This window comes from Pseudomonas sp. C9-3, assembly GCF_032392015.1.
In the GTDB taxonomy this organism is placed as follows: Bacteria; Pseudomonadota; Gammaproteobacteria; order Pseudomonadales; family Pseudomonadaceae; genus Pseudomonas; species Pseudomonas nitroreducens.
The window spans coordinates 4,000,599-4,026,409 of sequence record NZ_CP135919.1 but is presented as its reverse complement, the minus strand read 5'-3'; the positions used below and the strand labels follow the sequence as shown (position 1 = coordinate 4,026,409).

29 protein-coding genes are annotated in these 25,811 nt (G+C 65.6%); 12 read left to right on the top strand and 17 right to left on the bottom strand.

Translation table 11 applies throughout. The annotated features are described in order from the left end of the window. Positions 1 to 58: 58 nt before the first annotated feature. The 4 genes from RS899_RS18235 to RS899_RS18220 all read right to left on the bottom strand — a co-directional run bounded on the left by RS899_RS18235 (position 59) and on the right by RS899_RS18220 (position 3,820). Positions 59 to 1,348 carry an outer membrane protein transport protein gene (locus tag RS899_RS18235; protein ID WP_054908693.1) on the bottom strand — a complete coding sequence of 430 codons (1,290 nt, stop codon included), beginning with the start codon at positions 1,346 to 1,348 and terminating at the stop codon, positions 59 to 61. Between the two features lie 185 nt (positions 1,349 to 1,533). Then, positions 1,534 to 2,013 (bottom strand): hypothetical protein, encoded by a 480-nt coding sequence (locus RS899_RS18230; RefSeq protein ID WP_054908692.1) that lies wholly within the window; start codon positions 2,011 to 2,013, stop codon positions 1,534 to 1,536. Between the two features lie 182 nt (positions 2,014 to 2,195). Beyond that, positions 2,196 to 2,849, bottom strand: coding sequence for a tetratricopeptide repeat protein (locus RS899_RS18225; protein WP_315807743.1), 654 nt, complete (start codon positions 2,847 to 2,849; stop codon positions 2,196 to 2,198). Between the two features lie 116 nt (positions 2,850 to 2,965). Then, positions 2,966 to 3,820: a sulfurtransferase gene (locus tag RS899_RS18220; protein WP_233299583.1), complete on the bottom strand. Its 855-nt coding sequence runs from the start codon at positions 3,818 to 3,820 to the stop codon at positions 2,966 to 2,968. Between the two features lie 80 nt (positions 3,821 to 3,900). Here RS899_RS18220 and RS899_RS18215 point away from each other — a divergent pair, with 80 nt between their 5' ends. Next, on the top strand, positions 3,901 to 4,695 hold the full coding sequence (locus RS899_RS18215) for a lysophospholipid acyltransferase family protein (RefSeq protein WP_054908689.1): 795 nt from the start codon (positions 3,901 to 3,903) through the stop codon (positions 4,693 to 4,695). 4 nt (positions 4,696 to 4,699) lie between these two features. Here RS899_RS18215 and RS899_RS18210 read toward each other — a convergent pair whose 3' ends face one another. Beyond that, positions 4,700 to 5,761, bottom strand: coding sequence for an SMP-30/gluconolactonase/LRE family protein (locus RS899_RS18210; RefSeq protein ID WP_315807742.1), 1,062 nt, complete (start codon positions 5,759 to 5,761; stop codon positions 4,700 to 4,702). Positions 5,762 to 5,894: 133 nt separating this feature from the next. On the opposite strand from RS899_RS18210, the gene rnd reads away from it, so the two are divergent. From rnd to RS899_RS18195, 3 genes are all read left to right on the top strand, one after another. Then, positions 5,895 to 7,034 (top strand): ribonuclease D, encoded by a 1,140-nt coding sequence (gene rnd / locus RS899_RS18205; RefSeq protein ID WP_054907201.1) that lies wholly within the window; start codon positions 5,895 to 5,897, stop codon positions 7,032 to 7,034. 33 nt (positions 7,035 to 7,067) lie between these two features. Continuing rightward, positions 7,068 to 7,361, top strand: a complete 294-nt coding sequence (locus RS899_RS18200) for a YcgL domain-containing protein (RefSeq protein ID WP_024766453.1) — start codon at positions 7,068 to 7,070, stop codon at positions 7,359 to 7,361. A 250-nt stretch (positions 7,362 to 7,611) separates the two neighbouring features. After that, positions 7,612 to 8,544 (top strand): D-2-hydroxyacid dehydrogenase, encoded by a 933-nt coding sequence (locus RS899_RS18195; RefSeq protein WP_024766454.1) that lies wholly within the window; start codon positions 7,612 to 7,614, stop codon positions 8,542 to 8,544. Between the two features lie 166 nt (positions 8,545 to 8,710). Here RS899_RS18195 and RS899_RS18190 read toward each other — a convergent pair whose 3' ends face one another. Next, a complete protein-coding gene (locus RS899_RS18190; RefSeq protein ID WP_315807741.1) occupies positions 8,711 to 9,304 on the bottom strand; it encodes a nitroreductase family protein in 594 nt (197 codons plus the stop codon). Between the two features lie 258 nt (positions 9,305 to 9,562). Here RS899_RS18190 and RS899_RS18185 point away from each other — a divergent pair, with 258 nt between their 5' ends. Next, positions 9,563 to 10,012: a YcgN family cysteine cluster protein gene (locus RS899_RS18185; protein ID WP_233299578.1), complete on the top strand. Its 450-nt coding sequence runs from the start codon at positions 9,563 to 9,565 to the stop codon at positions 10,010 to 10,012. A gap of 1 nt (position 10,013) precedes the next feature. On the opposite strand, the gene RS899_RS18180 is transcribed toward RS899_RS18185, so the two are convergent. Further along, a complete protein-coding gene (locus RS899_RS18180; protein ID WP_315807740.1) occupies positions 10,014 to 10,361 on the bottom strand; it encodes a CPCC family cysteine-rich protein in 348 nt (115 codons plus the stop codon). Further along, a complete protein-coding gene (locus RS899_RS18175; protein ID WP_315807739.1) occupies positions 10,361 to 12,421 on the bottom strand; it encodes a S9 family peptidase in 2,061 nt (686 codons plus the stop codon). Before RS899_RS18175 ends, RS899_RS18180 begins: the two co-directional genes overlap by 1 nt. Before the next feature lie 104 nt (positions 12,422 to 12,525). Between RS899_RS18175 and RS899_RS18170 the strand changes: the two genes are divergently transcribed. From RS899_RS18170 to RS899_RS18155, 4 genes are all read left to right on the top strand, one after another. Beyond that, positions 12,526 to 12,996 carry a hypothetical protein gene (locus tag RS899_RS18170; protein ID WP_024766459.1) on the top strand — a complete coding sequence of 157 codons (471 nt, stop codon included), beginning with the start codon at positions 12,526 to 12,528 and terminating at the stop codon, positions 12,994 to 12,996. A gap of 64 nt (positions 12,997 to 13,060) precedes the next feature. Beyond that, positions 13,061 to 13,507, top strand: coding sequence for an HIT family protein (locus RS899_RS18165; protein ID WP_054907206.1), 447 nt, complete (start codon positions 13,061 to 13,063; stop codon positions 13,505 to 13,507). 3 nt (positions 13,508 to 13,510) lie between these two features. Continuing rightward, a complete protein-coding gene (locus RS899_RS18160) occupies positions 13,511 to 14,284 on the top strand; it encodes a class II glutamine amidotransferase (protein WP_054907207.1) in 774 nt (257 codons plus the stop codon). 90 nt (positions 14,285 to 14,374) lie between these two features. Continuing rightward, positions 14,375 to 14,899, top strand: a complete 525-nt coding sequence (locus tag RS899_RS18155; protein WP_054907208.1) for a DUF2937 family protein — start codon at positions 14,375 to 14,377, stop codon at positions 14,897 to 14,899. A gap of 105 nt (positions 14,900 to 15,004) precedes the next feature. Here RS899_RS18155 and RS899_RS18150 read toward each other — a convergent pair whose 3' ends face one another. From RS899_RS18150 to RS899_RS18135, 4 genes are all read right to left on the bottom strand, one after another. Continuing rightward, a complete protein-coding gene (locus tag RS899_RS18150) occupies positions 15,005 to 15,271 on the bottom strand; it encodes a DUF2790 domain-containing protein (RefSeq protein WP_024766463.1) in 267 nt (88 codons plus the stop codon). A 259-nt stretch (positions 15,272 to 15,530) separates the two neighbouring features. Further along, positions 15,531 to 15,761 (bottom strand): cbb3-type cytochrome oxidase subunit 3, encoded by a 231-nt coding sequence (locus RS899_RS18145; protein ID WP_054907209.1) that lies wholly within the window; start codon positions 15,759 to 15,761, stop codon positions 15,531 to 15,533. A gap of 1 nt (position 15,762) precedes the next feature. Further along, positions 15,763 to 17,190 carry a cytochrome-c oxidase, cbb3-type subunit I gene (ccoN, locus tag RS899_RS18140; protein ID WP_205339689.1) on the bottom strand — a complete coding sequence of 476 codons (1,428 nt, stop codon included), beginning with the start codon at positions 17,188 to 17,190 and terminating at the stop codon, positions 15,763 to 15,765. Positions 17,191 to 17,340: 150 nt separating this feature from the next. After that, positions 17,341 to 17,775 (bottom strand): NUDIX hydrolase, encoded by a 435-nt coding sequence (locus RS899_RS18135; protein WP_054907211.1) that lies wholly within the window; start codon positions 17,773 to 17,775, stop codon positions 17,341 to 17,343. Between the two features lie 120 nt (positions 17,776 to 17,895). On the opposite strand from RS899_RS18135, the gene rluB reads away from it, so the two are divergent. After that, complete coding sequence (gene rluB / locus RS899_RS18130; protein ID WP_054907212.1) at positions 17,896 to 19,353, top strand: 23S rRNA pseudouridine(2605) synthase RluB; 1,458 nt, start codon at positions 17,896 to 17,898, stop codon at positions 19,351 to 19,353. Between the two features lie 166 nt (positions 19,354 to 19,519). Here rluB and RS899_RS18125 read toward each other — a convergent pair whose 3' ends face one another. The 4 genes from RS899_RS18125 to ubiG all read right to left on the bottom strand — a co-directional run bounded on the left by RS899_RS18125 (position 19,520) and on the right by ubiG (position 22,883). Further along, a complete protein-coding gene (locus tag RS899_RS18125) occupies positions 19,520 to 20,446 on the bottom strand; it encodes a GGDEF domain-containing protein (RefSeq protein ID WP_315807738.1) in 927 nt (308 codons plus the stop codon). Positions 20,447 to 20,713: 267 nt separating this feature from the next. Continuing rightward, on the bottom strand, positions 20,714 to 21,457 hold the full coding sequence (locus tag RS899_RS18120; protein ID WP_315807737.1) for a YciK family oxidoreductase: 744 nt from the start codon (positions 21,455 to 21,457) through the stop codon (positions 20,714 to 20,716). A 53-nt stretch (positions 21,458 to 21,510) separates the two neighbouring features. After that, on the bottom strand, positions 21,511 to 22,188 hold the full coding sequence (mupP, locus tag RS899_RS18115; protein ID WP_315807736.1) for an N-acetylmuramic acid 6-phosphate phosphatase MupP: 678 nt from the start codon (positions 22,186 to 22,188) through the stop codon (positions 21,511 to 21,513). Beyond that, positions 22,185 to 22,883 (bottom strand): bifunctional 2-polyprenyl-6-hydroxyphenol methylase/3-demethylubiquinol 3-O-methyltransferase UbiG, encoded by a 699-nt coding sequence (gene ubiG, locus RS899_RS18110; protein WP_024767043.1) that lies wholly within the window; start codon positions 22,881 to 22,883, stop codon positions 22,185 to 22,187. Before ubiG ends, mupP begins: the two co-directional genes overlap by 4 nt. A 10-nt stretch (positions 22,884 to 22,893) precedes the next feature. Here ubiG and RS899_RS18105 point away from each other — a divergent pair, with 10 nt between their 5' ends. Continuing rightward, positions 22,894 to 23,139, top strand: a complete 246-nt coding sequence (locus RS899_RS18105) for a hypothetical protein (protein ID WP_315807735.1) — start codon at positions 22,894 to 22,896, stop codon at positions 23,137 to 23,139. A gap of 114 nt (positions 23,140 to 23,253) precedes the next feature. On the opposite strand, the gene RS899_RS18100 is transcribed toward RS899_RS18105, so the two are convergent. Then, the gene (locus RS899_RS18100; protein WP_315807734.1) at positions 23,254 to 24,579 is read right to left on the bottom strand and encodes a TRZ/ATZ family hydrolase; all 1,326 of its coding nucleotides are present in this window, start codon (positions 24,577 to 24,579) and stop codon (positions 23,254 to 23,256) included. A 153-nt stretch (positions 24,580 to 24,732) separates the two neighbouring features. Between RS899_RS18100 and mtnA the strand changes: the two genes are divergently transcribed. After that, entirely contained in the window at positions 24,733 to 25,809 is a 1,077-nt protein-coding gene (gene mtnA / locus RS899_RS18095; protein WP_054907216.1) for an S-methyl-5-thioribose-1-phosphate isomerase, read from the top strand. Positions 25,810 to 25,811 lie beyond the last annotated feature (2 nt).

The following is a 25,811-nucleotide window of genomic DNA, read 5'->3' as shown; positions in this document are numbered from 1 at the left end:
GCGGGGCGGAAATGAAAAAGCCGGGCATCAGCCCGGCTTTTTCATTGCGCGGAAGCTATCAGAAGCGATAGGTCATCTGCGCGGTCAGGCCGTGGGCACTGTTGTCGTACTTGGCGCTGTAGGCCGGCTGCAGTTGCAGGCCGGACAGCTCCTGGCCGTCCGGCTGGTTCACGCCGGCAGTGGATTCCCACAGGTAGGCGTAGGCCACGTCGATGGTCATGTCGGCGTTGGGCGAGTAACCGGCACCCAGGGTGAAGATCTTGCGATCGCCCACCGGGATACGCACGGTGCGGTGCTCGTTGGTGGTTGGCGACGGGTCGTAGGCGAAGCCGGTACGCAGCACCCACTGGTCGTTCCACTGATAGGAGGTACCGATGGCGGCCGACCAGGTGTCGTGCCAGCTCAGGTCTTCGCCGATGGTGTCGAAGGAAGAGATCGGGGCGCCGCTGTTCTGCACCTCGATGGACTTCAGACGGCTCCAGCGCGTCCAGGTGGTGCCGCCGTAGACGGTCCAGCGGTCATCCAGCTTCTGGGTGACGGACAGGTCCAGGGACTCGGGCAGGGTGATGTCCAGGCTGGCGTCCATGCGCGAGTCGAACAGGCCGGCCGGGGAGTTGGAGACGGTGGTGTGACCTTCCAGCTCGTACTTGACCTTGGAGTGGTAGGTGGCGCCGATGGAGGTGCTCTCGGTCGGGGTGATCAGCAGGCCGACGTTGAAGCCGGTGGCGGTGTCGTCGCCCTTGATGCTGATCTTGGTGTCGCCGCCGTTACCGCCCAGGGCGCTGTTCAGGCCGCCGGTGTCCAGGTAGTTCTCCAGCTTGCCGTCGATGCGGTTGATGGTCGGACCGAAGCCGACGGACACCACGTCGTTGAACTTGTAGCTGATGGTCGGCTGGACGGTGATCACCTGGACTTTGCTGTAGGAACCGTGGGAACGGCCCTGGAAGCCACTTTCGTAGTCGTTGATGATGCCGTAGGGCACATAGATGCCGAGGCCGACGCTGACCTTGTCATCCAGCGGAGTAGCGAAGTAGCCGAAGGGCACGGCGGCCAGTGGGACGGAGTCGCCCTTGTTGGAGCCGGAGGCAGTGCTGTGTGCGTCACTGATGTCGTCCTTGGCGGAAACAACGGCGAGACCGCCGCTGACTTCAGTGCGCTTGAGCTTGGACAGGCCGGCCGGGTTGCCGTAGATGGTGCTGGCGTCCAATGCCGAAGAAGCACGACCCGCGTAAGCGGTGCCGGCGCCGCTGGCGCTCTGCTCGTTGATGGCGATGCCGTTGGCAAGAGCCTGGGCAGAGGCAGCGCTAATGGTCAGGGCTAGTGTGGTCTTGAGCCATGTTGTTTTCATTGTAAGAGCAACTCCTGTGTTTATCGGCGCGCAAGCTACCAAGATTCCCGGGTCTTGGGTAGTGGTTGGCAGGCGCTCTACCTTGGGCTTCAGGGCTCAAACGAGCGTTCCATCTGAATGATGGCCGTTCGTCGCTGTATATAAATATTTTCTGACCGATCGGTCACGGTTCGGGTACGAAAGTACTAGGCAACGCGACTGAAATTGCCAACATAGCTGTGCCAGGCGTCGACGAAATCGTGGAGTCGTCCGTGAGGGTGGAACACCTGGCGCCAGATCCGGGCCAGTTCCATGGGGTCGTCCGACAGTGGCAAGGGCAGTTGTTCCGCCTCGACCAGCATCCAGGCGATGGCAGTGCTGTAACGCAGGTTGACCGTCAGTTCGAGGTGCGGCGCGTCGAGGAATGCATGCTGGCTGGCCAGCCCTCGGACGCGGCTGGCCAGCTCGGGGTCCAGCGCCAGGAATCCATCCCACAGCGTCTGGTGCCGTTGTTCACCAATGCGATACAGCCCGTGGCCATGGCTGTCATCCAGAGCGCTCCCCAGCGCCGACTGACAGGCCGCTGCCCCCAGCAGCAGCGATTCGGCCGCGATACTGTGGCGCCCCAGGTAGTGCAGGGTGGGGCGGATCACATACTGGCAGAGATCGTTCGCGGCGATTCCCATGACATCCTCGTCATCAATGACCGGCGGGGCTGGGCGTCTTGGCAGCTTCTGATGATTATCCTCGGCCCCGCCGGAAGCGGACTTAGCCGCTCGAATTGAAGTGTAGTGCGATGAATGTGATGTAAAGGACTGTTTTTAAATTGTTTCGTCGGCGCCGCTTTCCTTCATATTCCTTCTGGCGATTAGATGCTCGGCGGTAACTCCGGCATCGCAGCCAGCTTTTCCGCTGCCTCTTCGTGGCCCTGTTCCGCCGCCTTCTGGTACCAGGAGCGCGCCTGGGCCGGGTTCTTCGCCACGCCGCGGCCCTTGGCGTAGCTCTCCGCTACCTGGAACTCGGCGTCTACATCTCCCTGTTCGGCCGACTGTAGATAGAGAGCGAAAGCCTTCTTGTAGCTGCGGGTCACGCCGGTGCCGTTCTCGTACATGATTGCCAGGTTGAACTGGGCGTCCTTGTCGCCCTGGTCGACGGCTTTCTGATACCAGTACACCGCTTTGGCCGAGTCCTGCTCGACGCCGTCGCCGTTGTCGTAGGCATTGCCCAGGTTGTACTGGGCACAGGCATGGCCTTGCCTGGCGGCCTTTTCGTACCAGTAGGCGGCCTTCTCGTAATCCTGGTCGTACTCGTCGCTACCGGAGTCGTATTCCAGGCCGAGCGTGTACTGCGCACTGGCGTGGCCGGCCTTGGCGGCTTTCACCAAGTCGTCGCCATAGAGGTCGGACCACTGGTCCTGGATTTCACAGGGGGTGGCTTCGAGCTCGGTGGCGAAGGCCGGGGCAGTGCTGCACAGGCCAAGCAGCAGGCTGGCGAGCAGGGTCTGGCGGATGCGCGAGGGCATGGGGATCACTCCGTTGAAGATTGGGCACGAGTCTGACGGATGCCCTTACACCTATCCATGAGAACGGAAGACGCTGGTGTGACGCGTCTTCCGCTTTTATTGCCGGAAGGAGGCAGTCAGTCGCCTGTGGCCACCGGGCGTCGCGCATCGGTGATCCATTCACTCCAGGAGCCCGCATAGAGGCGGCCCAGCGGGTAGCCAGCAAGGCTCAGGGCGAACAGGTTGTGGCAGGCGGTGACGCCGGAGCCGCAGTAGGCCACCAAATCCTCGGCCGGGCGGCCGCGTAGCAGCCCGGCGAAGCGCTGGTGCAGGTGCTCGGGGCGCAGGAAGCGGCCGTCATTGCCGAGGTTGTCGGTGAAGGCCGCGCACTGGGCGCCGGGAATGTGCCCGGCCACCGGGTCGATGGGCTCCACCTCGCCACGGAAGCGCGGCAGGCCGCGGGCGTCGATCAGCGGCAGCTCGGCGTCGCCGAGTTTTGCGGCCAGTTCGCTGGCACTGATCAGCAGGCTGTTGTCCGGCTCGCCCTTGAAGTCGCCGGGGCGCAGCGGCGTTTCGGCGGTGGTCAGGCGCTGGCCGGCGTTGCGCCAGGCGGTCAGGCCGCCATCGAGCAGATAGACGCCCTCGCTCTTGCCCAGCCACAGCAATAGCCACCAGGCGCGGGCGGCGAAGGCGCCGGGGCCATCGTCATACAGCACCACTTCGCTGTCGGCATTCAGCCCCCAGCCACGCAGCTTCTCCAGCAGGTGCTGCGGGTCGGGCAACGGATGGCGGCCCGTTACACCCGGCCGCACCGGGGCGGAGAGGTCGCGGTTGAGATCGGCGAAATGCGCGCCGGGAATATGATTCTCCTGGTAGCTGCGTGCGCCGTAGGCCGGGTCTTCGAGGGCGAAGCGGCAGTCGAGCAGGACGAGATTCGGATCATCGAGGCGGGCGGCCAGTTGCTCCGGAGTGAGCAGGCGGGCTTGGGTCATGGGCGCGTTCCTGTGTCGTGACGGGGCCGAAACGCATCATAAGGCTTGTATGAAGAAAAGTTGGTGGGGAGTTGGCGAACATGCTCAACCTGCAATCGGCGCCGCGCAAGGCCGGCCCGCTGCGAGTCGCCCTGGTGGGGCTTGCGACCGTTCTGATCACCCTGGGCTATAGCGTCCGGGTTCTGGTGCTGGGCGCCATTGGCCGGCTTCGCCGCAGCAAGGTCGACGGCTTCACCCGTGACTGGTCCGGCAGCCTGTTGCGCCTGACTGGCGCGCGCCTGAGCCGCCATGGCGAGGTACCGGACTTCGGCGATGGCCGCCGCTACATGATCCTCTGCACCCACTCCAGCTTCTATGACATCCCGGCGATCTTCGTGACCATGCCCGGCTCGATCCGCATGCTGGCCAAGCGTGAGCTGTTTGCCGTGCCGGTGTGGGGCGCGGCCATGCGGGCGGCGGAGTTTCCCTCCATTGACCGGCATAACCGCCACCAGGCCATGGCGGACCTTGCCAGGGCGCGCACGATGATGGAGAGCGGCATCGTGCTCTGGGCTGCGCCGGAGGGCACGCGTTCCAAGGACGGCAGGCTGCAGCCGTTCAAGAAAGGGTGCTTCCGCCTGGCACAGCAGACCGACGCGATCATCATTCCGGTGGCGATTCGCGGCATCCAGCAATTGCTCCCGGCCGGTGGCCTGAAGCTGAATCTTGGCATGCCGGTGGAAGTGCACGTCGGCGCGCCGATCGACTCCACCCAGTTCACCGAGCATGGTGTCGATGCGTTGATGAGTGAGGTGCGCGAGCGAATGCTGGAATTGCTGGAGCCCTCCACAGTGCCCGCACCGGCGCCTGCCCTGAAGGAGCAGACGCCGGCCTGAGGCGTCAGTGAATCTGGAGACGTCCGATGCGATCGTTCTCCAGGCTGCCCAGGTAGAGCACGCCGTTCACCGGTTTAGCCGACGTCACCATGCGCAGGTGCTGGCCGCTGGTGTCATGCAGGCTGCGCACGATCTCGCCTTTCTCGTTCACCTGGATCACCAGGCCATAGGGCACCGGCTTGGGCAGGACCGCGCGCGGCAGCTTGGTGAGCTGGCGTTTCAGCCAGGGCATCTGCTGGATCAAATCGGCGTCTGCCTTGCGCGGCGAGGGCAGGGCGACCCAGAAGGTGCCGCTGCGATCGCTGGCGAGGTTGTCCGGCAGGCCCGGCAGGTTGTCGATGAACACGTCGTGTTGCCCGGCCTTCTCGCCCTTGAGCCAGAAACGCGTGATGCGGTAGCGGTAGGTCTCGTTGACCAGCACGAAGTCCTCGTGCTGCGACAGCGCTACGCCGTTGGCGAAATACAGGTCCTTGAGCAGCGTCTCGGTCTTGCCGGTGGCCGGGTCGTAGCGCAGCAGGCGGCCATGGGGGCGGGCTTCGAGCAGGTCGAGGACGTAGTCGGGCTGGTGGAAGCGGCTGGAAGCGTCGCTGAAATAGATGCGTCCGTCGCTGGCGATGTCCAGGTCGTCGGTGAAGGCGAAGGGAACGCCATCGGCCGAATCGGTCAGTACGCGGATCATGCCTTGCGGGTCGACCTGCAGCAGGCCTTTCCAGGCATCGGCGACGATCAGGTTTCCGGCCTTGTCGAATGCCAGCCCGAGCGGGCGTCCGCCGGTTTCGACGAAGGTTTGTGCCTTGCCGTCGGCGCCGATGCGCACGATGCGCCCGTCGTCCAGCCCGGCAAACACCTGGCCCTGGCTGTCCACGGCCGTGTCCTCGGGACCGACGATCTGGCCCTGGGCAAGCAGTTCGGCCTTCATCAGCGTGTCGTTGGGTTCCATCACGCCGGTCATCGGCGGCGCCTTGGGCGGCGTCCAGGCCAGCGGATCGATGGGGCTGGGCGTGACGGCCAGGTAAACGGCGAGGGCGGCGACCAGCAGGACGACCAACCCGAGAAGCTTCTTCATGTAAAGCTGCCTTATTGTTGTTGTGGGCGGGGCAAAGCGTAGAGACCGCTGGCCGATCGTCACAGACCGATGGCCGAGTGGAATGCTCGCACATCATGCATCTCTATATACTGCGCGCACCGAAACGAAGGAGATGTTCGTGACCGCCCTCGATATACAGTGGATTCGCGACGATGCCACCCTGGAGCGCAAGTGCCAGGACTGGAAAGAACTGCCGTACCTCGCGCTCGATACCGAGTTCATGCGTGTCGATACCTTCTACCCGGAAGCCGGACTGGTGCAGGTGGGCGACGGCAGCGGCGTGTGGCTGATCGACCCGCTGCTGATCCGCGACTGGTCGCCGTTTGCCGCGTTGCTCGAATCGCCGCTGGTGGTCAAGGTGTTCCATGCCTGCGGCGAAGACCTGGAAGTATTCCAGCGCCTGACCGGCAGCCTGCCGCAGCCGCTGTTCGATACCCAGTTGGCCGCCGCCTACCTGGGCATGCCGCACTCCATGGGCTACTCCAAGCTGGTGCTGGAAATCCTCGGCCTCGACCTGCCCAAGGATGAAACCCGCTCCGACTGGTTGCAGCGCCCGTTGACCGATATGCAGGTACGCTACGCCGCCGAGGACGTGCAGCACCTGGCCGAGGTCTATGTGAAACTGGCGCCGCGCCTGAGCGACGAGAAGTTGCAGTGGCTGCTGGCCGATGGTGCCGACCTGACCCAGAACCAGAGCCGTGTCAGCGACCCGCAGCAGGCTTACCTCGACGTCAAGCTGGCGTGGAAGCTCAATCCCCAGCAGCTGGCCGTGCTGCGCGAACTGTGTGTCTGGCGCGAGGAGCAGGCGCGCTTGCGCAACAAGCCGCGCAACCATGTGCTGCGCGAACACACCCTGTGGCCGCTGTCGCGCTTCCAGCCCGGCGACAAGGTTGCACTGGCGCGCATCGACGACATGCACCCGCGTACCGTGCGCCAGGACGGCGATACTCTGATCGCCTTGATCGCCCATGCGGCGAAGCTGCCCGAGGCCGATCGCCCGCAGACCCTGCCGGAGCCGCTACCGCGCGAGATCACCCCGGTACTGAAGAAGCTGCGCGAAGTCGGCCAGAAGGAGGCCGAGCGCCTGGACATGGCGCCCGAGCTGATGCTGCGCAAGAAGATTCTCGAAGCCCTGCTCAAGACCGGCTGGCCCAATGGCCCCTACCAACTGCCCGATTCGCTGCAAGGCTGGCGCCGCGAGCTGATGGGGCAGGCCCTGCTGGACAGCCTGGCTGCCCCGACTGCCGAATAACGCGGCCCACTCCATCACGCAGAAAGAACCGACATGAAACGCATCTGCTCCATCTACAAGAGTCCGCGCAAGAACGAGATGTACCTGTACGTCGACAAGCGCGAAGCCCTCAGCCGCGTGCCCGAGGCGCTGCTCGCGGCCTTTGGCGCGCCGAAGCACACCTTCGATCTGGTCCTGAGCCCCGAGCGCCAGCTCGCTCGCGAAGACATCAACGTGGTGCTGGAAAACATCGAGAAACAAGGTTTCCACCTGCAGATGCCACCGGCCGAAGACGAGTACATCGAGCACCTGCCCGAAGAGCTGCTGCGGCGAAACGATCCAGTCTGATCCCGACTGGCTCGTCACTGCGCTCAGGCCGCGGATTTGCCCAGTGCTGGCACTGTGCAAGTTCGCGGCTTGAGCGCATTATGCGCTCAGAAATAGGGTTCAACGGAGCGGAACGCTTGGTCTCTGGCTGTGTCTATAGCCGCCTGACTTCCCTAGAACTGACCACGTTTTATCCCAGGGAAGCTCCCTTGAAGCGAGTCCAGATGCGCCAGCCGGAAATGCACCACCGCTCGAAGCGAAAGGCCTGACCATGCGCCTGCTCGTACTCGATCGCGAACACTCCCTCTACGCTGCCCTGCTGATGGCGGCCGAACCCCGGTTGACGGTGATCTCCGGCAACAATCCCGATGCCCTGGTGGAAGCGGCGGCGGAGTGCCCGGTTTGGCTCGGCGAGCCGACCCTGGCCGCGCAGCTGTTGCGCCATGGCGTGCACCCGGTGTGGATCCAGTCCAGTTGGGCGGGCATCACCCCGCTGCTGGCCGACGACTTGCCCAAGGACTACGCGCTGACCCGCGCCGTCGGTATCTTCGGCCAGGTCATGACCGAATACCTGCTCACCTACATGCTTGCCCACGAGCGCCAGTTCCTTGGTCGCCTGGCCAGCCAGGTCGGCGTGCAGTGGGACGATCGTTCGCCGGGCAGCCTGAGCGGCCGGCAGATCCTCATCGTCGGCACGGGCGAAATTGGCCAGGCCGTAGCGCACATGCTCGCGCCGTTCGGCGTCGAACTGGTCGGCGTGGCGAAGAACCCACGCGCGCTGGTGCCGTTTGGCCGCATGGGCGGGCTGGATGACCTGCCGCGTCTGGCCGAGACCGCCGACTACGTGATCAACCTGTTGCCCGATACGCCGGAAACTGCCGATATCTACAACCTGGCGCTGTTTCAGCGGATGAAGCCCACCGCGCTGTTCCTCAACGCCGGGCGCGGTACTTCGGTGGTGGACGAGGATCTGGTCGCGGCGCTGGAAGCCAACCAACTGGCCGGCGCAGTGATCGACGTCTGCCGCCAGGAGCCGTTGCCGACGTCGCACCCGTTCTGGCACACGCCGCGCCTGCTGCTGACCGGGCATACGGCCGCGCCGACCTTGCCTGGCCTGCTGATCGAACTGTTCCGCGACAACCTGACCCGTTTCTGGGCGGGGCAGGCGATGCGTGGCGAGGTGGATTTCTCCCGCGGTTACTGATCGCCGTCGCACCCATGAAAAAGGCCCCAATCGGGGCCTTTTCTTTTGCTCTGCTGTAGGAGCGAGCTTGCTCGCGAACCTGCACGGCACGGGACTGTGCGGTTCGCGAGCAAGGACTAGGCGTCCCCCTCGGTCCTACAAAGGGCGGGAGCAGCCGCGCTGGGCGTCAGAGCGAGAAGTCGCCCTCGGCCACGATTTCCGCCAGCGGGCGGCGGGCGTTCGGTACTTCGCGGGCCTGCAGGCTCTCGGAGAGAATCGACTTGTCGCCCAGCTTGCCGATGGCGATTACCGCATGGATTTCGTGGTCCGTCGGGACTTTCAGTTCGGTACGCGCCAGTTCGCGGTCGAAACCGGCCATGCCGTGGGTGTGCCAGCCAGCCAGGCTCGCCTGCAGGGCGAGGAAGCCCCAGGCGGAGCCGGTGTCGAAGCTGTGCCACAGCGCAGGCTTTTCTTCGCTGGAGCCGGGCGGGGCGAAGGTGGTCTTGGACAACACGACGACCAGCGCCGAGGCGTGCTGCGCCCAGCCGCGATTGAACTCGCCCAGCAGGTTCAGGTAGCGCTGCCAGTTCGGCGTGTCGCGCAGGGCGAAGAGGAAGCGCCAGGGCTGCGAGTTGAAGGAGGACGGTGCCCAGCGTGCGGCTTCGATGAAGCTCAGCAGGGTCTCCTGGGGAATGGCTTCGCCGTTGAAAGCGCGGGGCGACCAGCGATTGATGAACTGCGGGTCGATGGGGTGCTCGGAAACGCGAGGGTTGGCGCTCATGGTGGCTCCTTGAAGGGCGTGGAATCTGCCGATGGTGCCGTGGTCGGCCGGGCATCGCGGTGGGATCGGGCGGCGCGGCTGCGGGAAGCGGCTGGCGAGTCCAGCCTGATGTATCGGCGGACCGGGCCCGTGGGGCGATCAAACTAACCAGCACGGCCCGCTCTGGCAAGCGCCGCGCGGTCAATGGTCGCCTGCGCTTGGCCTGCGAGCGCGGCGGGCTTAGACTTTGCGCCCCGTGAAATTGCCCCTGTACAAAAAATGGCCGCCAAAGTAGAGCCCTTCTGGAAACGCAAGACCCTTGACCAGCTCGACCAGGAAGAGTGGGAGTCGCTGTGCGACGGCTGCGGCCTGTGCTGCCTGCAGAAGCTGGAAGACGAGGACGACGGCACCGTCTACTACACACGCATCGCCTGCAAGCTGCTGGACCTGAAGACCTGCCGCTGCACCGACTACGCCAATCGCCGCGCCAGCGTGCCCGACTGCATCCAGCTCACCCCGGCCCAGGCCGACGAATTCCAGTGGCTGCCGCCGACCTGCGGCTACCGCCTGGTGGCCGAGGGCAAGGACCTGCCGTTGTGGCACCACCTCGTCTGCGGTGATCCGGATGCCGTGCACCATGAGCGCATCTCGCAGTCCGGCCGCATGCTCGCCGAGGGTTCGGTGCCCGAGGACGACTGGGAAGAGCACCTGATCTTCCGCGCCGGCTGAGTCAGCCCGGCGTCGGCGTGCGCAACCAATAGCAGGCTTCCTCACCGGTCAGTGGGGCCTCGCCATCCGGCAGGTCCACGCGCTTTTCCCAGAGCGGAAACCAGCGCTCGTCCTTCTCGTCGTCGATGGTCGCCGGGCGCACCTGCGCGCGGAAGCGCCGCTCGCACGCGCCCCATTGCACGAAGTTGACCTGTGCTTCGATCAGGCTCACGGCGTTGGCCCCGCCGCGGGCGTCGGGGAAGCAGAGTTGCAGGTGATCGTCTTCCCAGAGGCAGATCTCGCAGATTTCGTACGACCCCGGAGGGTCGCCGAAACTGAAATAGCCGCAGCAGGGGCAGGTGTAGAGCATCAGGCGTTGCCTTCGATGCCGAGCACCTTGAACAGGAAGGCGTATTCCAGCGCTACGTCCTTCAGGCCCTGGTAGCGACCGCTCATGCCGCCGTGGCCGGCGCCCAGGTCGGTCTTGAGCAGCAGCAGGCGGTCGTCGGTCTTGCTGACGCGCAGCTTGGCCACCCACTTGGCGGCTTCCCAGTACTGCACGCGGCTGTCGTTGTAGCCGGCCACCACCAGCAGTGCGGGGTAGTCCTGGGCGCTGACGTTCTCGTAGGGCGCGTAGGCCTTGATCCGTGCGTAGACCTCCGGCTCCTGCGGGTTGCCCCACTCGTCGTACTCGGTGACGGTCAGCGGCAGGTCCGGATTGAGCATGCTGTTGAGCACATCGACGAAAGGCACTTCGGCGATGGCCGCGGCGAACAGCTGCGGGCGCTGGTTGAGCACCGCGCCGATCAGCAGGCCGCCGGCGCTGCCACCGCTGATGGCCAGTTGCGCCGGGGTGCTGTAGCCGTGGCCGAGCAGATGTTCGGCACAGGCGATGAAGTCGCTGAAGGTGTTCTGCTTGTGCGCCAGCTTGCCGGAGCGGTACCAGGCTTCGCCCAGCTCGCCGCCGCCGCGTACGTGGGCAATGGCGAAGACGAAGCCACGCTCCAGCAGGCTCAGGCGGGCGTGGGAGAACCAGGGGTCGAGGCTCTCGCCATAGGCGCCGTAGCCATAGAGATAGAGCGGGGCGGGCTTGCCGCGGGCGACGTCTTCCAGCACGTCGCGACGGCCGACCAGGCTGATCGGCACCTGCACGCCGTCAGCGGCATCGGCCCAGAGGCGGCGGCTTTCGTATGCGTCGGCGTCGAACGGGCCTTCCACCGGGGTTTGCTTGAGTACTTTCTGTTCCCCGCTCGAAAGCTCCAGCTGGCGGATCTGCGCCGGGCGGTTGAGGGCCTCGTAGCGCAGGCGGATCGCGGCGCTGTCGAACTCCAGGCTGTCCTGCACGTAGAGGTTATAGGCGGCGTCCGGCAGGTCTACCCGGTGCGGCGGTTGTCCATGGGGATGGACTTCGACGATCGGCAGGCCGCCTTCGCGCAGGCTCAGGGTGAGGGCGCTGGCGTTCAGGGTGAGGCCTTCCAGCATCACGTCGTCACGGTGCGCCACCAGTTCCTGCCAGTGGGCGCGGGTGGGTTGCGTCTCGCTGGCGTGGTAGAGGGCGAAGTTGATGCCGGTCTGGTTGCTGCGGATCATCCAGGCCCAGTCGCCGTTCAGGCGACCGTGGTCCGGGTAGTACTCGTGGTCCTCCTCCCGTGGTGCCAGGCAGACGAACTCGCCCTCGGGCGTATTGGCATCCAGTACCCAGGCTTCACTGGTGGTCTTGCTGTTGAGCAGCAGGATCAGCTGGCGTTCGGAACTGGCGCGGTAGCAGTTGAGGAAGAAGCGCCCGTCGGGCTCCTCGAAGATCAGCTGCGCGCCGTTCTCGCCCAGGCTGTGGCGGTAGAGCTTGTGCGGGCGGTGGGTGTCGTCCAGCTCACCGAAGAACAGGGTGCGGTTGTCGTTGGCCCAGGTCAGGCTGCCATCGCAGTCCTCGAAGGGCAGGGTGGTGACGCTGCCGTCAGCCAGTTCCTTCACGTACAGGGTGTAGATCTCGTCGCCGCTGGTATCCAGGCTGTAGGCCAGCTTCGAATGATCGGGGCTGATGCTGAAGGCGCCCACGGACAGGAAGCCCTCGCCGGCCAGGGCGTTGGGGTCCAGCAGCAACTCCTCGGCGCTCGCGTCGACGGTGAGCGAGCCGTCGGCCGGGCGGGGGCTGCGGTAATGGCGCGGGTACTCGTCGCCGGCGGTAGTGCGCTGGTAGTAGAGCCAGGGGCCCCAGGGCGTGGGAAGCGACAGGTCGGTTTCGCGGATGCGGCCCTTGATCTCCTGGAACAGGGTTTCGCGTAGTTTCGTCTGAGGAAGAAGCTGATCTTCCAGGTAGGCATTTTCTGCTTTCAGGTAGTCGAGGACGTCCTCGGCGTCACGGTTTTCCAGCCAGGAATAGGGATCGGCGGCGGCCTCGCGGCGGGCGATGGGGGGCTGGCGGTCGGTCATGGCGAATCCTCGGCGGCGGCAATGGATGACGCCTGGCTGCGCACCCACGGGGAAAAGGAGCTATCATACGCACCCCTCTGTCGACACCGCACGTACGCACGCGCATGAACGAACACGATTACACGCTTGCCTGGGGCGCCTATATCGCCGCCGGCCTTGGCCTGACCCTGGTCTGGTTCCTGATGACCGGCTGGATGTGGCGCTGGCTGCGCGAGCCGCTGCGGGTGATCGTCATCGTCCTGCTGTTCACCCCGACCCCGGTGGACCCGGCGAACAACCTGTACGCCCCGGCTATCGCGATCACCGCGCTGGACGTGGTGTTCAAGGTTGGCAATAACGCCTGGCGCGCCGTCTCCGATCTTGCCCTGGTGCTGCTGGCCGCATTCGGTGTGTACCTGCTGTTCGTGCTCATTCGCTGGCCGCTGGAGCGCTCGCTGAAGAAGCGCCGCCAGGAAAAGGTCGACGAAGACGAGCCGACCCTGCGCCAGCTGATGCAACCGCAGCTGATGCCCGACGTTGACAGCCGCACCGACGATCACGGCGAGCGCCGCATGCGGATCGAACCACGCCTGTAGTCCGGCCTTGCGTACTGCCCCGCACGCGTCCAGCATGAACTGAACGGCCTTTCGAGGAGTTCCCATGGACTGCGTGTTCTGCGCCATCGCGGCCGGTCGCGTGCCGGCCCGTATCCTCTACGAAGACGACCATTTCATTGTGCTGCTGGACATCTATCCGCTGCGCCCCGCGCACCTGCTGCTGGTCGCCCGCGAGCACGCGGCCTTCCTGCACCAGCTCTCCGAGGCTGCGCAGCAGGACCTGATCCCGTTGGCCGAACGCATGGAGCGGGTGCTGCGTCGCGCCGGCTACGGGCGAGTCGGCATCAACCTGCTGGTCAACGACGGCCCCGCGGCCAACCAGCACGTGGCACATTTTCATCTGCACCTTATCCCGCGTGAGTTGAACGACCTGCCGGCCCTGCTGCTGCGCGCGCTGACGCGGTTCCTGCCACTGGGGCGGAAAAGGATGCAGAATCGCCTGGAACGCGAGCTGCATCAGCTGCGCGAGGCACTGATGGAGGAGAACTGATTCATGTGCGAGTTGCTCGGCATGAGCGCCAACGTCCCGACGGACATCGTCTTCAGCTTCACCGGGCTGATGCAGCGCGGCGGCGGCACCGGCCCGCACCGTGACGGTTGGGGCATCGCCTTTTATGAGGGGCGTGGTGTGCGGCTGTTCCAGGACCCGTCCGCCAGCGTCGACTCGGAAGTCGCGCGGCTGGTGCAGCGCTACCCGATCAAGAGCGAAGCGGTGATCGGCCACATCCGCCAGGCCAACGTCGGCAAGGTCTGCCTGGCCAACACCCATCCGTTCGTGCGCGAGATGGGCGGCCGCTACTGGACCTTTGCCCACAACGGCCAGCTCGCCGACTTCCATCCCGAACCCGGTCTCTACCGCGCGGTGGGCGACACCGACAGCGAAGCGGCCTTCTGCGACCTGCTCAACCGCGTGCGGCGTGCCTTCCCCGAACCCGTACCGGTGGAGGTGCTGTTGCCCACGCTGGTGACTGCCTGCGCGTCCTATCGCGAGAAGGGGGTGTTCAACTGCCTGCTCAGCGACGGTGACTGGCTGTTCACCTTCTGTTCCACCAAGCTGGCGTGGATCACCCGCCGTGCGCCCTTTGGGCCTGCGCGCCTGAAGGACGCCGATGTCACTGTGGACTTCCAGTCGGAAACCACACCCAACGACGTGGTCACGGTGATCGCCACCGAGCCGCTGACCGACAACGAGAGCTGGACCCTGATGCAGGGCGGCGAGTGGATGCTCTGGTGGCGTGGCGAGATCGTCACCCAGGGGCGCATCTGAGCGGGACGTGAAGCATTCCCGGAACGTGGACGCGGCAAGCGGGAGAATCCCGCGTCGCCTTGCACATCATAAGAACGAAAGGGGGAAAGAATGCTGCGCAGCTATATACGCATGGTGCTGTTCGCACTGGGGCTGATGGTCGCGGTCCAGGTTCCGGGCTTCATCAAGGACTACGCGCAACGCGTCGATGCCCATCGCATCGAGGCAACGCAGGCGCTGCAGGGCTTCAAGGACACCTCGGGGCAGTTCTTCAAGGGCGACCTGAGCGCCCTGGTGGCGCATTATCGCGGCAGCGCCGACCCGGTATTCCAGCGCGACGCCGACAATATCGAGCGGTTGATGCGTCGCGCCCAGTTGTTCGACAACGAGTGGCAGGCGTTGCAGGGCACCTGGTACCAGCGCGCACTGCACATGCTCACCTCGCCGAATCACGAACTGCTGCAGGAAACCTACGAGAACTACCGCTACCAGGTGATGCTGGAGCCCGAGGCAATTGGCTGGGCGCTGGCCGGTGGTCTGTTGCTGGCATGGATCGCCGAGGTACTGATGGCCTCGGTGGCGGCGCTGGTCGGCCTGGGGGACAACCGTCGCGCTTCGCGGCGGCATTGGAACTGAGCGACATCACCTGGCGGCGGGCCACTCATCAGGATCGCCCCCCGGTCGCCACCACTGGCTCGCGGGGTTTGGCCAAGACGGCCGGAGGGCGATGCTAGGTAAGGCTCAGCCCTGGCTGGTGCTGCCGCCCCATTCGAGGAAGCGGACCTTGTGGGTCTGGCCTTCGTGATCCTGGTAGACCATGTACGCCGGCACGATGCCGACCTTGCCGGAGTTGTCGGTGCGGTGCAGGACCTTGTCGACGTCCAGGGACATGCCGTAGTGGTATTCGGTGACCGGCAGGTCGGCGCCGGGGTTCTTGATTGCGTCCTGGGCAAAAGCCATCGGGGCGAGGCTGGAGATGACAGCCGACACGACAGAGGCAAGCTTCATTCTTTATTTCCTCGGTGAAGGACCCGGTCAGGGATCCTTGAGTGGGATGGAAAGCCCCACCGGGGAGCACTGGCATCGATGATGTCTGTCCTGGGGTCCAGACAGGGCAGGGGACGATGCTGCAGGCGTCCATCAGGTGGCGGGGCACGGAAGTGATATTCCGCCTCCGCACGCCCGCCGGGAAATTGATGTGCTTGCTAATGAAAATTGATGAAGGTGATGTGGCGCTCTGTCGCAGGCATGCCCGCAAACTGGCGCGCTAGGGCTGCCAGTCGCGCCAGTGCTCGCAGTCGCCCCTGCACTGGCCGGGGCAGCCGCAACCGGTGCGACTGCGCCCGGTGGCTTTTTCCATGCGCCGGGCCACTTCCTCGTCATCGGCGAAGGGCAGCATGCTGGCCTCCTCGATACCGCGCTGGCGGTGCGCCCGCAGGCTCCAGCCGACGCCGAAATACAGCGCCAGCAGGCCGATCAACCCTAGCCACAGCGTCATCTCAGGCCATCCGCTCGGCGACGCGCATCGCCTCGGGGCGCGCCTGGCGCACGGTGACCCAGGTATTCCAGGCCATCAGCAACATGCCGCTGAGGAACATCAGCCCGCCGGTCATGCGCACCACGAAGCCGGGGTGGCTGGCCTGCAGCGCTTCGACGAAGGAGTAGGTGAGCGTGCCGTCGGCGTTCACCGCCCGCCACATCAGGCCCTGGGTGATGCCGTTGACCCACATCGAGGCGATGTAGAGCACCGTGCCGATGGTGGCCAGCCAGAAGTGAGCGTTGATCAGACCGATGCTGTGCATCTGTTCGCGACCGAAGACCTTGGGAATCAGGTGATAGAGCGAGCCGATGGAAATCATCGCTACCCAGCCCAGCGCGCCGGCATGGACGTGGCCGATGGTCCAGTCAGTGTAGTGAGACAGGGCGTTGACGGTCTTGATCGCCATCATGGGGCCCTCGAAGGTCGACATCCCATAGAACGCCAGGGAGACCACGAGGAAGCGCAGGATCGGGTCGGTGCGCAACTTATGCCAGGCGCCGGAGAGGGTCATCATGCCGTTGATCATCCCGCCCCAGCTCGGCGCCAGGAGGATCAGCGACATCACCATGCCCAGGCTCTGCGCCCAGTCAGGCAGGGCGGTGTAGTGCAGGTGGTGCGGGCCGGCCCAGATGTACAGGGTGATCAGCGCCCAGAAGTGGACGATGGACAGCCGGTAGGAATACACCGGGCGCCCGGCCTGCTTGGGTACGAAGTAGTACATCATCCCGAGGAAGCCGGTGGTGAGGAAGAAGCCCACCGCGTTGTGCCCGTACCACCACTGCACCATGGCGTCGGTGGCGCCGGAGTAGACCGGGTAGGACTTGAACCAGTCCACCGGAATGGCCAGGTGGTTGACGATGTGCAGCATCGCCGTGACCAGGATGAAGGCGGCGAAGAACCAGTTGCCCACATAGATGTGCGGCGTCTTGCGCTTCATCAGCGTGCCGAAGAACACCACCGCGTAGGCGACCCAGACGATGGCCATCCACACGGCGCCGGTGAATTCGATCTCGGCGTATTCCTTGGTGGTCGTGTAGCCCAGCGGCAGGCTGATCATCATTACCACGATCAGTGCCTGCCAGCCCCAGAAGGTGAAGGCCGCGAGGCTGTCGGAAAACAGCCGCGTCTGGCAGGTGCGTTGCACCGTGTAGTAGCTGGTGGCGAATAGCGCGCAACCGCCGAAGGCGAAGATCACCAGGCTGGTGTGCAGCGGGCGCAGGCGCCCGAAACTGGTCCACGGCAGGTCCAGGTTCAGTTGCGGCCAGACCAGTTGGGAGGCGATCAGTACCCCCATGGCCATGCCGACGACGCCCCAGACCACCGTCATGATGGCGAATTGGCGAACCACCTTGTAGTTGTACGCCTGCTCCGTGCTTCTCGTGTTCATGCTTGATTCCCGCTTGTGACAGAACGTCCGGGCGCACCACTGGTGGAAAACCAGGGCGCTCCGGTGAGCGGGCAATCTAGGAAAATGCGGGCGGGGGAAACAGATTCAGATGGGCCGCTCAAATGCATATCAGCGGCCCGGCGCGCGGATTCAGGCGATGTCCATGCGCCCTGCGAGGAAATGCCGCAGGCGTTCCTGCAGGTAGCCCACCGCCTGTTCCTCGGCGAGGTATTCGCTGACGCGCATCAGCCGCCAGTACTGGCCTTCATCGCCGAAACGGATGGCCTCGAACTCGTTCTGTTGCAGCCGCGCCACCAGGAACCAGGCCCAGGGCGCGGGGCCGTGCGTAGCAGGGTAGCGGCGCTGCCATTCGATGCGTTGCTCGCCCAGGCGTAGGCCAAACTCTTCTTCCAATTCGCGCAGCGCGCATTGCGCCGGGTTCTCGTCGCCTTCGCGGCCGCCGCCGGGAAAGTCCCAGCAGCCGGGGTAGGGGATTCCCGGCTTGTCGTCGCGCTTGTAGACCACCAGTTGGCCCGCATGGAACAGCGCCAGCTTGGCCCCGGTGAAGTCGTCTTCGTGCTGCATGGCTTCATTCCCCTGTAAGTCGACTAGTCTTTCCCGACTGCGGGCGGTGCTTTGCCGCGCACAAGCGCGTATGATGCGCGACCTTTTTCTTCGTTGCACGACACACCGGGAGGTGCCGAGATGAACGACCAGCACGAAAACACCGAACTGACCCCCGCTCCGGAAGGCGAGAAGCTGCAGAAGGTCCTGGCCCGCATGGGCGTGGGCTCGCGCCGCGACGTCGAGGCCTGGATCGAGGAAGGCCGGGTCAAGGTCAATGGCGCCGTCGCCACCCTTGGCCAGCGCGTGGGCGACCGTGATGCCATCGCCGTCGATGACCGCCTGCTCAAGCGCGAGAAGATCGAAGAGCATGTGCGCCGCGTCCTGATCTACAACAAGCCCGAAGGCGAAGTCTGCACCCGCGACGATCCGGAAGGCCGTCCGACCGTGTTCGACCGCCTGCCGCGCCTGCGCAGCGGCCGCTGGATCAACGTCGGCCGCCTGGACATCAACACCACCGGCCTGCTGATGTTCACCACCGACGGCGAACTGGCCAACCGCCTGATGCACCCCTCCTACGAGATGGACCGCGAGTACGCCGTACGCGTGCGCGGTGAAGTCGACGAAGAGATGATCGAACGCCTGAAAGCCGGCGTGATGCTCGAAGACGGCCCCGCCAAGTTCAGCGACATCCAGGAAGCGCCCGGCGGCGAAGGCTTCAACCACTGGTACCACGTGGTGGTGATGGAAGGCCGTAACCGCGAAGTTCGCCGCCTGTGGGAATCCCAGGGCGTAATCGTCAGCCGCCTGAAGCGCGTGCGCTTCGGACCGGTGTTCCTGACCTCCGAACTGACCATGGGCCGCTACCGCGAAATGGGCCAGCGCGAGCTGGACATTCTCAGCGAGGAAGTCGGCCTGACCCCGGTTGCCCTGCCAGCCGTATCGACCAAGACCAAAGAGAAGGTCGAGCGCCAGGAGCGCAAGCTCGGCAAGAAACTTGCGCCCAGCGAGCGTCCGGGCCGTGGCTCGCGTACCCGCACCGAGCGCGCCGAAGGCGAGCGTCCGCAGCGTGCTCCGCGCCCGGCGGTTGGCGAGCGCCCGGCTCGTGCTTCGCGTGATGGCGACGAGCGTCCGGCGCGCGCACCGCGCGACAGTGCTGACCGCCCGGCGCGCGCTCCGCGTGATGCCGGTGATCGTCCGGCCCGTGGCCCGCGCAGCGATTCCGCTGACAGCCGTGCCCCGCGCAAGCCGCGTGATGCCGGTGGTGATCGTCCCGCTCGCGCTCCGCGTGATGCCGGTGACCGCCCGGCCCGTGGCCCGCGTAGCGATTCGGCCGACAGCCGCGCCCCGCGCAAGCCGCGTGATGCCGGTGGTGATCGTCCTGCTCGCGCACCGCGCGACGGCGCTGATCGTCCGGCCCGTGGCCCGCGTAGCGATGCCGGTGAGAACCGTGCGCCGCGCAAGGCTCCGAGCGACCGTCCGGCGCGTGAAAAAGGCGCCCCGCTGGCCGAGCGTCCCGGCAAGCCGGCGCGCAAGCCGATCGCCAAGCGCCGTCCACAGGCTGCCGGTGACGGCATGCGTCCGGGCTTCAAGCGCTAAGCGTCAGCGGTAAATGGAAAAGGGCTCCTCGGAGCCCTTTTTTCTTGCCTGTGATTTACCGGAAGTCTTCTGCAGGAGCGAGCTTGCTCGCGAACCCGCTTGACGCCAGAGCTGCCGGGAAATCCGTTCGCGAGCAAACTCGCTCCTACAGGGGGCTCTCGCTGAGTCAGCTGGCGCAGGCCAGGCGGTTGCGGCCGTCGCGCTTGGCTTCGTAAAGCGCGCTGTCGGCGCGGCGCAGCAGATCATCCACCGACTCGCCGCCATTGAGGGTGGCGCAGCCCAGGCTGATGGACAGCGGCAAGCGCTTGCCGCCGGCGGCCAGGTTCAGCTCCTCCACGGCAGCGCGCAGCCGTTCGCCCACCTGCGCGGCGGCGACGCCGGGGGTGTTGGACAGCAGCACGAGGAATTCCTCGCCGCCGAAGCGGAACACCATGTCGACATTGCGCAGGCTGTTCTTCAGCGCCGTTGCCACGGCGCGCAAGGCGTCGTCGCCGACGCTGTGGCCGTGCTCGTCGTTGATCTGCTTGAAGTGGTCCAGGTCGAGCATGAGGATCGACAGTGGCAGCAGGTGGCGCCGTGCTACCTCGACCTCGCGCCCCAGGGTCTGGTCCATGGCAATGCGGTTGCCAGTGCCGGTCAGCGCATCGCGGAGCGCCGATTGCACGGCGGCGCGGTAGAGCAGGGCGTTGCGCAGGGGATAGAGCAGGCAGGCCATCAGTGATTCCAGCTGCGCCAGCTCGGCCTCGGAGAAGCGCCGGGCACGACGGAAGCTGATCTCGCCGAGGTATTCACTGGCGTGGGTCAGGCGGTAGTCGGCGCTGTGCCGGGCCGCTTCGCCGATCTCCAGGCGCAGGTCGGCGCCGGCGTGGTAGTACGCCAGGTAGGCCACTGGCAGCAACTGCTGGATCTCGCGGAAGAACACCGCGAGGATGCGGTCAGCCTCCAGGCTCACCTGCAATTGCAGGTTCAGCTGCTGGCGCAGTTCCAGCAGCTCCAGCGGACGCCGCGAGGGTGTGCGGATGTCCTGGCTGGCCGCGCGCTGGAGCTTGGCAGCATCGAAATCGATGGTATTGGAGTGCTTGGGAGGAACCATGGCGGCGACCATTTTTACGGCGTTTGCAGGGACAGAGCGATTTCCGTGCCAGGGCGCGGAAAGGCCTGAAAAGACGCCGTATTGACCGACCGGTGGTGGTCAGGGTTCCCGGTCGGGGAAAGGTTTCGCCAGAAGTCTGGCGAAATAGTGGCACTTTGCTGGAGGGGAGAGCGGGGCGGAGCCAGAAAAATGGCGGGAGGCGGCGTGGTTGCTGGGCTGCAGACCGACGCCGTTGGTACGCCAGTACCGATTGTGCAGGGCCGGATCTCAGTCCTGGGCGTCGAAGGCCTGGCCGTTCACGCCCTTGCTGTCCGGGCCCATCAGGTACAGGTAGACCGGCATGATGTCTTCGGGCGCCGGGTTGTTGTAAGCGTTCTCGCCCGGGTAGGCGTGAGCGCGCATCGCGGTGCGGGTGGCGCCCGGGTTGACGCTGTTGGCGCGCACGCTGGTGATGTCCTCGCACTCGTCCGCCAGCACCTGCATCAGGCCCTCGGTGGCGAACTTCGACACCGCGTAGGCGCCCCAGTAGGCGCGGCCCTTGCGGCCGACGCTGCTGGAGGTGAAGACCACCGAGGCATCCTCGGAGAGCTTGAGCAGCGGCAGCAGGGTGTGGGTGAGGCTGAACATGGCGTTGACGTTCACCTGCATGACGCGAGTGAAGTTGTCGGTGGAAATCTGCTCGATGGGCGAGCGCAGGCCGAGGATCGAGGCGTTGTGCAGCAGGCCGTCGAGCTTGCCGAACTCGTTCTCGATCATGGCCGCCAACTCGTCGTACTGGTGCGGCAGGGTGGTTTCCAGGTTCAGCGGGATCACCACCGGTTCCGGGTGGCCGGCGGCAACGATCTGGTCATAGACCTCGTTGAGGTAGTCCTCGGTCTTGCCCAGCAGCAGCACGGTGGCACCGTGGGCGGCGAAGGCGAGCGAGGCGGCCCGGCCGATGCCGCGGCCAGCACCGGTCACGAGGATCACGCGGCCCTTGAGCAGGTCGGGGCGGGCGGAATAGTCGAACATGGTTTCTCCTTGGCGGAACCCGTCAGCGCGCTGGCGGGCTCGCGAGGTTCGGTTCAGCAGGAGCAGAGGGCGCGGTCGAGAACCGCCAGCAGGTCGCGGGGATGGTCGACGATGACGTCGGCGCCCCAGTGCGCGGGGTTGTCGTCCGGGTGGATGTAGCCGTAGCGCACGGCTGCGGTCTTGGTCCCGGCGGCGCGGCCGGACTCGATATCGCGCAGGTCGTCACCGATGAACAGCACTTCGGACGGGTCGATGTTCAGCTGGCTGCAGGCCAGCAGGAGCATTTCCGGGTCCGGCTTGCTGTTCTTCACGTGATCCGGGCAGACCAGCACCGCGGAGCGCTCGGCCAGGCCCAGCTGTTCCATGATCGGCGCGGCGAAGCGCACCGGCTTGTTGGTCACCACACCCCAGATCAGGCGGGAGCGCTCGATGCTCTCCAGCAGTTCCGCCATGCCCTCGTACGGACGGGTGAAGACGGCGCAATGCTCCTGGTAGCGGTCGAGGAATTCCTGGCGCAGGGTCTCGAAGCCGGGCGCTTCCGGGTCCATGTCGAAGGTCGCGGCGACCATGGCGCGGGCGCCGCCGGACACTACGTCCTGGATGCGCTGGTCGTCGATCGGCGCGCGGCCATGGGCGACGAGCATCGCCTGGCACACGGCGATGAAGTCCGGCGCGGTGTCCAGCAGGGTGCCGTCCATGTCGAAGAGAACCGCTCTGAGCATGCGATTCACTCCTCCCGCAGGGTCTGGATCATGTAGTTGACGTCGACATCGTTGGCCAGCTTGTAGTGCTTGGTCAGCGGGTTGTAGGTCAGGCCGATGATGTCCTTGACTGCCAGGCCGGCGTCGCGCGACCAGGCGCCCAGCTCGGAGGGGCGGATGAACTTCTTGAAGTCATGGGTACCGCGCGGCAGCAGGCGCATCACGTATTCCGCACCGACGATGGCGAACAGGTAGGCCTTCGGGTTGCGGTTGATGGTGGAGAAGAACACCTGGCCGCCGGGCTTGACCATCTTGTGGCAGGCGCGGATCACCGACGCCGGGTCGGGCACGTGTTCGAGCATTTCCAGGCAGGTCACCACGTCGAACTGTTCGGGCATTTCCTCGGCCAGCTCTTCGGCGGTGATGCGGCGGTATTCCACCGGCACGCCGGACTCCAGTTGGTGCAGCTGGGCGACTGCCAGGGGCGCTTCGCCCATGTCGATGCCGGTGACGGTAGCGCCGCGCTGGGCCATGGCTTCGCTGAGGATGCCGCCGCCGCAGCCGACGTCGAGGACCTTCTTGCCGGCGAGGCTGACGCGCTCGTCGATCCAGTTGACCCGCAGTGGGTTGATGTCGTGCAGGGGCTTGAACTCGCTTTCGCGGTCCCACCAGCGGTGGGCGAGGGCCTCGAATTTGGCGATCTCGGCGTGGTCGACGTTGCTCATGGTGTCCCTATTGATCAAAAAGCTGGAAACGAAGACTGGCTATGATGCCAGCTTCGTCGAATGGATGGGGCGCGGCATGACAGATTGTCGCAGTGGCGCCTTGCTGGGCGCGTGTGGCAATCAGCAGGATGCGAGCTTGAAGTGGCCTACCGTGGCCCGCCGTGGCTTTGAAGTGCTGGTGCTGGGCGTTACCCTCTCCCCAGCCCTCTCCCCAGCCCTCTCCCTGAAGGGAGAGGGAGCGTTCTGGGCAGCGTGAAGGATTCTGCGCTTCCAGCTGCCATAGTATCAGGCGACCTTCAGACTCAACTTTCGCGCCGATCCAGTCCCCTCTCCCTTCAGGGAGAGGGACTCTTCCTGAGCGGAGTCTCTATCAGGCCCCGGCGATCTTCCTGCCCCACTCGCCTGCTACGGCGATCAGGCGCTCTTCGTCCAGGCGGGTGAGCTTGCCGGCTTCGAGCAGTTGCTTGCCGCCGACCCAGACGTGGCGCACGCAGTCGCGGCCGCTGGCGTAGATCAGTTGGGAAACCGGCTCGTACACCGGCTGCTGGGCCAGTCCGGAAAGGTCGAAGGCCGTGATATCGGCCGCCTTGCCCAACTCCAGGCTGCCGGTCTCCTGCTCCATGCCCAGCGCGCGGGCGCCGTTCAGGGTGGCCATGCGCAGGGCGCGGTGGGCGTCCAGCGCGGTGGCCTGGCCGGCCACGGCCTTCGCCAGCAGGGCGGCCGTACGGGTTTCGCCGAGCAGGTCGAGGTCATTGTTGCTGGCCGCGCCGTCGGTGCCGATGGCGACGTTGACGCCGGCCTGCCACAGGCGCTCCACCGGGCAGAAGCCGCTGGCCAGCTTGAGGTTGGATTCGGGGCAGTGCACCACCGAACTGTTGGTTTCCACCAGCATGGCCAGGTCTTCGTCGTTCAACTGGGTCATGTGCACGGCCTGGAAGCGCGGGCCGAGCAGCCCCAGGCGATGCAGGCGGGCCAGCGGGCGCTCGCCGTGCTTCTCCAGCGCCTGCTGGACTTCGAAGGCAGTCTCATGGACGTGCATATGAATGCCGGCGTCCAGTTCCTCGGCGAGCATCAGGATGTTTTCCAGCTTGTCGTCGCTGACCGTGTAGGGCGCGTGCGGGCCGAAGGCGACCTTGATGCGTGGGTGATGCTTGAGATCGTCGCGCAGTGCCAGGCCCTGGCGGATGGCGTCGTCGGCGTCGCGGGCGCCGGGGACCGGGAAATCCAGTACCGGCACGCTGATCTGCGCGCGAACGCCGGCCTTGTGCACCACCTCGCAGGCCACCTGCGGCAGGAAATACATGTCGGAGAAGCAGGTGATGCCGCCCTTGAGTTGCTCGGCGATGGCCAGTTCCGTGCCATCACGGACGAAGTCCTCGCTGACCCACTTGGCTTCTGCCGGCCAGATGTGCTCCTGCAGCCAGGTCATCAGTGCCAGGTCGTCCGCCAGGCCGCGGAACAGGCTCATCGCCGCATGGCCGTGGGCGTTGATCAGGCCGGGGGAGAGCAGCATGCCCGGCAGTTCGCGGGTTTCCGCCGCCGGATGGCGCAGCGCCTCGGCGCGCGGCGCGAGCAGGGCGATGCGACCGTCGCGGATGCCCAGGCCATGGTCACGCAGGACGATGCCGGCGGGCTCCACGGGGACAATCCAGGTGGGGAAGAGCAGCAGGTCGAGCGGGACTTTGGTGGTGGGCATATGGCGCATCCTGGGCGCGATAATAAAGCGCCCGAGTATAGCCGAGCGCCACCGCCGCAGGCTCGGTATACTCGGCGCTTTTACCCGCCTGCGCGGGAAGATTCCTGGGGGCCGGGAAAGGCCCGCGATTCCATTGAATTGAAGAGGTGTTCCATGCGTGAGCGACTGTTGGCGGCCGAACGGGTCACGGCCATTGATTGGCGCAAGGGCACACTCCGACTGCTGGACCAGCGCCTGCTGCCGCTGGAGGAAACCTGGCTGTCCTTTGAGACCGCCGAAGGCGTGGCCGAGGCCATCCGCCAGATGGTCGTGCGTGGCGCACCTGCCATCGGCATTGCCGCAGCCTATGGCCTGGCGCTGGGCCTGCGCGCCCGCCTGGCCGCCGGCGGCGACTGGCGTACGGCGCTGGAAGAAGATTTCACCGTGCTCGCCGAATCGCGTCCCACCGCGGTCAACCTGTTCTGGGCGCTGAACCGCATGCGCGACCGCCTGGAGCGCCTGAAGCCGGGCGAGGACCCGCTGGCGCTGCTGGAAGCCGAGGCGGTGGCGATCCATGAAAGCGACCGCGAGGCGAACCTGACCATGGCCCAACTGGGCGTGGAGCTGATCCGCAAACACCACGGCGGCCCGCAGAAGATCCTCACTCACTGCAATACCGGCGCCCTGGCCACTGGAGGCTTCGGCACCGCGCTGGGCGTGCTGCGTGCGGCGCACCTGGAAGGGCTGATCGAGCGCGTCTACGCCGACGAAACCCGCCCCTGGCTGCAGGGCGCGCGTCTGACCGCCTGGGAACTGGCGAACGAAGGCGTGCCGGTCACCTTGAACGCAGATGCCGCTGCGGCGCACCTGATGAAGACCGAAAGTATCACCTGGGTCATCGTCGGTGCTGACCGCATCACTGCCAACGGCGACGTCGCCAACAAGATCGGCACCTACCAGCTGGCGGTCACCGCCATGCACCACGGCGTGCGCTTCATGGTGGTGGCTCCAAGCTCGACCATCGACATGGGGCTGGAAAGTGGCGAGGACATCCCGATCGAGGAGCGCGACGGTCGCGAACTCCTGGAAATCGGCGGCAAACGTGTCGCCGCTGACGTGGATGCCTACAACCCGGTGTTCGATGTGACCCCGGCGGACCTGATCGATGCCATCGTGACCGAGCGCGGCGTCGTCGAACGTCCGGATACCGAGCGGATGGCCCAGTTGATGAGCCGCAAGCGCCTGCATTGACG

Excerpts from the sequence above, each read along its gene's own strand:
- RS899_RS18195 (WP_024766454.1), top strand. The coding sequence starts at position 7,612 with ATGCGCCTGCTCGTACTCGATCGCGAACACTCCCTCTACGCTGCCCTG.
- rluB (WP_054907212.1), top strand. The coding sequence starts at position 17,896 with ATGAACGACCAGCACGAAAACACCGAACTGACCCCCGCTCCGGAAGGC.
- RS899_RS18225 (WP_315807743.1), bottom strand. The coding sequence starts at position 2,849 with ATGCCCTCGCGCATCCGCCAGACCCTGCTCGCCAGCCTGCTGCTTGGC.
- RS899_RS18155 (WP_054907208.1), top strand. The coding sequence starts at position 14,375 with ATGCTGCGCAGCTATATACGCATGGTGCTGTTCGCACTGGGGCTGATG.
- RS899_RS18150 (WP_024766463.1), bottom strand. The coding sequence starts at position 15,271 with ATGAAGCTTGCCTCTGTCGTGTCGGCTGTCATCTCCAGCCTCGCCCCG.
- RS899_RS18230 (WP_054908692.1), bottom strand. The coding sequence starts at position 2,013 with ATGGGAATCGCCGCGAACGATCTCTGCCAGTATGTGATCCGCCCCACC.
- RS899_RS18200 (WP_024766453.1), top strand. The coding sequence starts at position 7,068 with ATGAAACGCATCTGCTCCATCTACAAGAGTCCGCGCAAGAACGAGATG.
- RS899_RS18235 (WP_054908693.1), bottom strand. The coding sequence starts at position 1,348 with ATGAAAACAACATGGCTCAAGACCACACTAGCCCTGACCATTAGCGCT.
- RS899_RS18190 (WP_315807741.1), bottom strand. The coding sequence starts at position 9,304 with ATGAGCGCCAACCCTCGCGTTTCCGAGCACCCCATCGACCCGCAGTTC.
- RS899_RS18165 (WP_054907206.1), top strand. The coding sequence starts at position 13,061 with ATGGACTGCGTGTTCTGCGCCATCGCGGCCGGTCGCGTGCCGGCCCGT.
- ccoN (WP_205339689.1), bottom strand. The coding sequence starts at position 17,190 with ATGAACACGAGAAGCACGGAGCAGGCGTACAACTACAAGGTGGTTCGC.
- RS899_RS18185 (WP_233299578.1), top strand. The coding sequence starts at position 9,563 with ATGGCCGCCAAAGTAGAGCCCTTCTGGAAACGCAAGACCCTTGACCAG.
- RS899_RS18175 (WP_315807739.1), bottom strand. The coding sequence starts at position 12,421 with ATGACCGACCGCCAGCCCCCCATCGCCCGCCGCGAGGCCGCCGCCGAT.
- RS899_RS18160 (WP_054907207.1), top strand. The coding sequence starts at position 13,511 with ATGTGCGAGTTGCTCGGCATGAGCGCCAACGTCCCGACGGACATCGTC.
- RS899_RS18135 (WP_054907211.1), bottom strand. The coding sequence starts at position 17,775 with ATGCAGCACGAAGACGACTTCACCGGGGCCAAGCTGGCGCTGTTCCAT.
- RS899_RS18210 (WP_315807742.1), bottom strand. The coding sequence starts at position 5,761 with ATGAAGAAGCTTCTCGGGTTGGTCGTCCTGCTGGTCGCCGCCCTCGCC.
- mtnA (WP_054907216.1), top strand. The coding sequence starts at position 24,733 with ATGCGTGAGCGACTGTTGGCGGCCGAACGGGTCACGGCCATTGATTGG.
- RS899_RS18100 (WP_315807734.1), bottom strand. The coding sequence starts at position 24,579 with ATGCCCACCACCAAAGTCCCGCTCGACCTGCTGCTCTTCCCCACCTGG.
- RS899_RS18120 (WP_315807737.1), bottom strand. The coding sequence starts at position 21,457 with ATGTTCGACTATTCCGCCCGCCCCGACCTGCTCAAGGGCCGCGTGATC.
- RS899_RS18170 (WP_024766459.1), top strand. The coding sequence starts at position 12,526 with ATGAACGAACACGATTACACGCTTGCCTGGGGCGCCTATATCGCCGCC.
- rnd (WP_054907201.1), top strand. The coding sequence starts at position 5,895 with ATGTTCGTGACCGCCCTCGATATACAGTGGATTCGCGACGATGCCACC.
- RS899_RS18125 (WP_315807738.1), bottom strand. The coding sequence starts at position 20,446 with ATGGTTCCTCCCAAGCACTCCAATACCATCGATTTCGATGCTGCCAAG.
- RS899_RS18180 (WP_315807740.1), bottom strand. The coding sequence starts at position 10,361 with ATGCTCTACACCTGCCCCTGCTGCGGCTATTTCAGTTTCGGCGACCCT.
- RS899_RS18220 (WP_233299583.1), bottom strand. The coding sequence starts at position 3,820 with ATGACCCAAGCCCGCCTGCTCACTCCGGAGCAACTGGCCGCCCGCCTC.
- ubiG (WP_024767043.1), bottom strand. The coding sequence starts at position 22,883 with ATGAGCAACGTCGACCACGCCGAGATCGCCAAATTCGAGGCCCTCGCC.
- RS899_RS18215 (WP_054908689.1), top strand. The coding sequence starts at position 3,901 with ATGCTCAACCTGCAATCGGCGCCGCGCAAGGCCGGCCCGCTGCGAGTC.
- RS899_RS18145 (WP_054907209.1), bottom strand. The coding sequence starts at position 15,761 with ATGACGCTGTGGCTAGGGTTGATCGGCCTGCTGGCGCTGTATTTCGGC.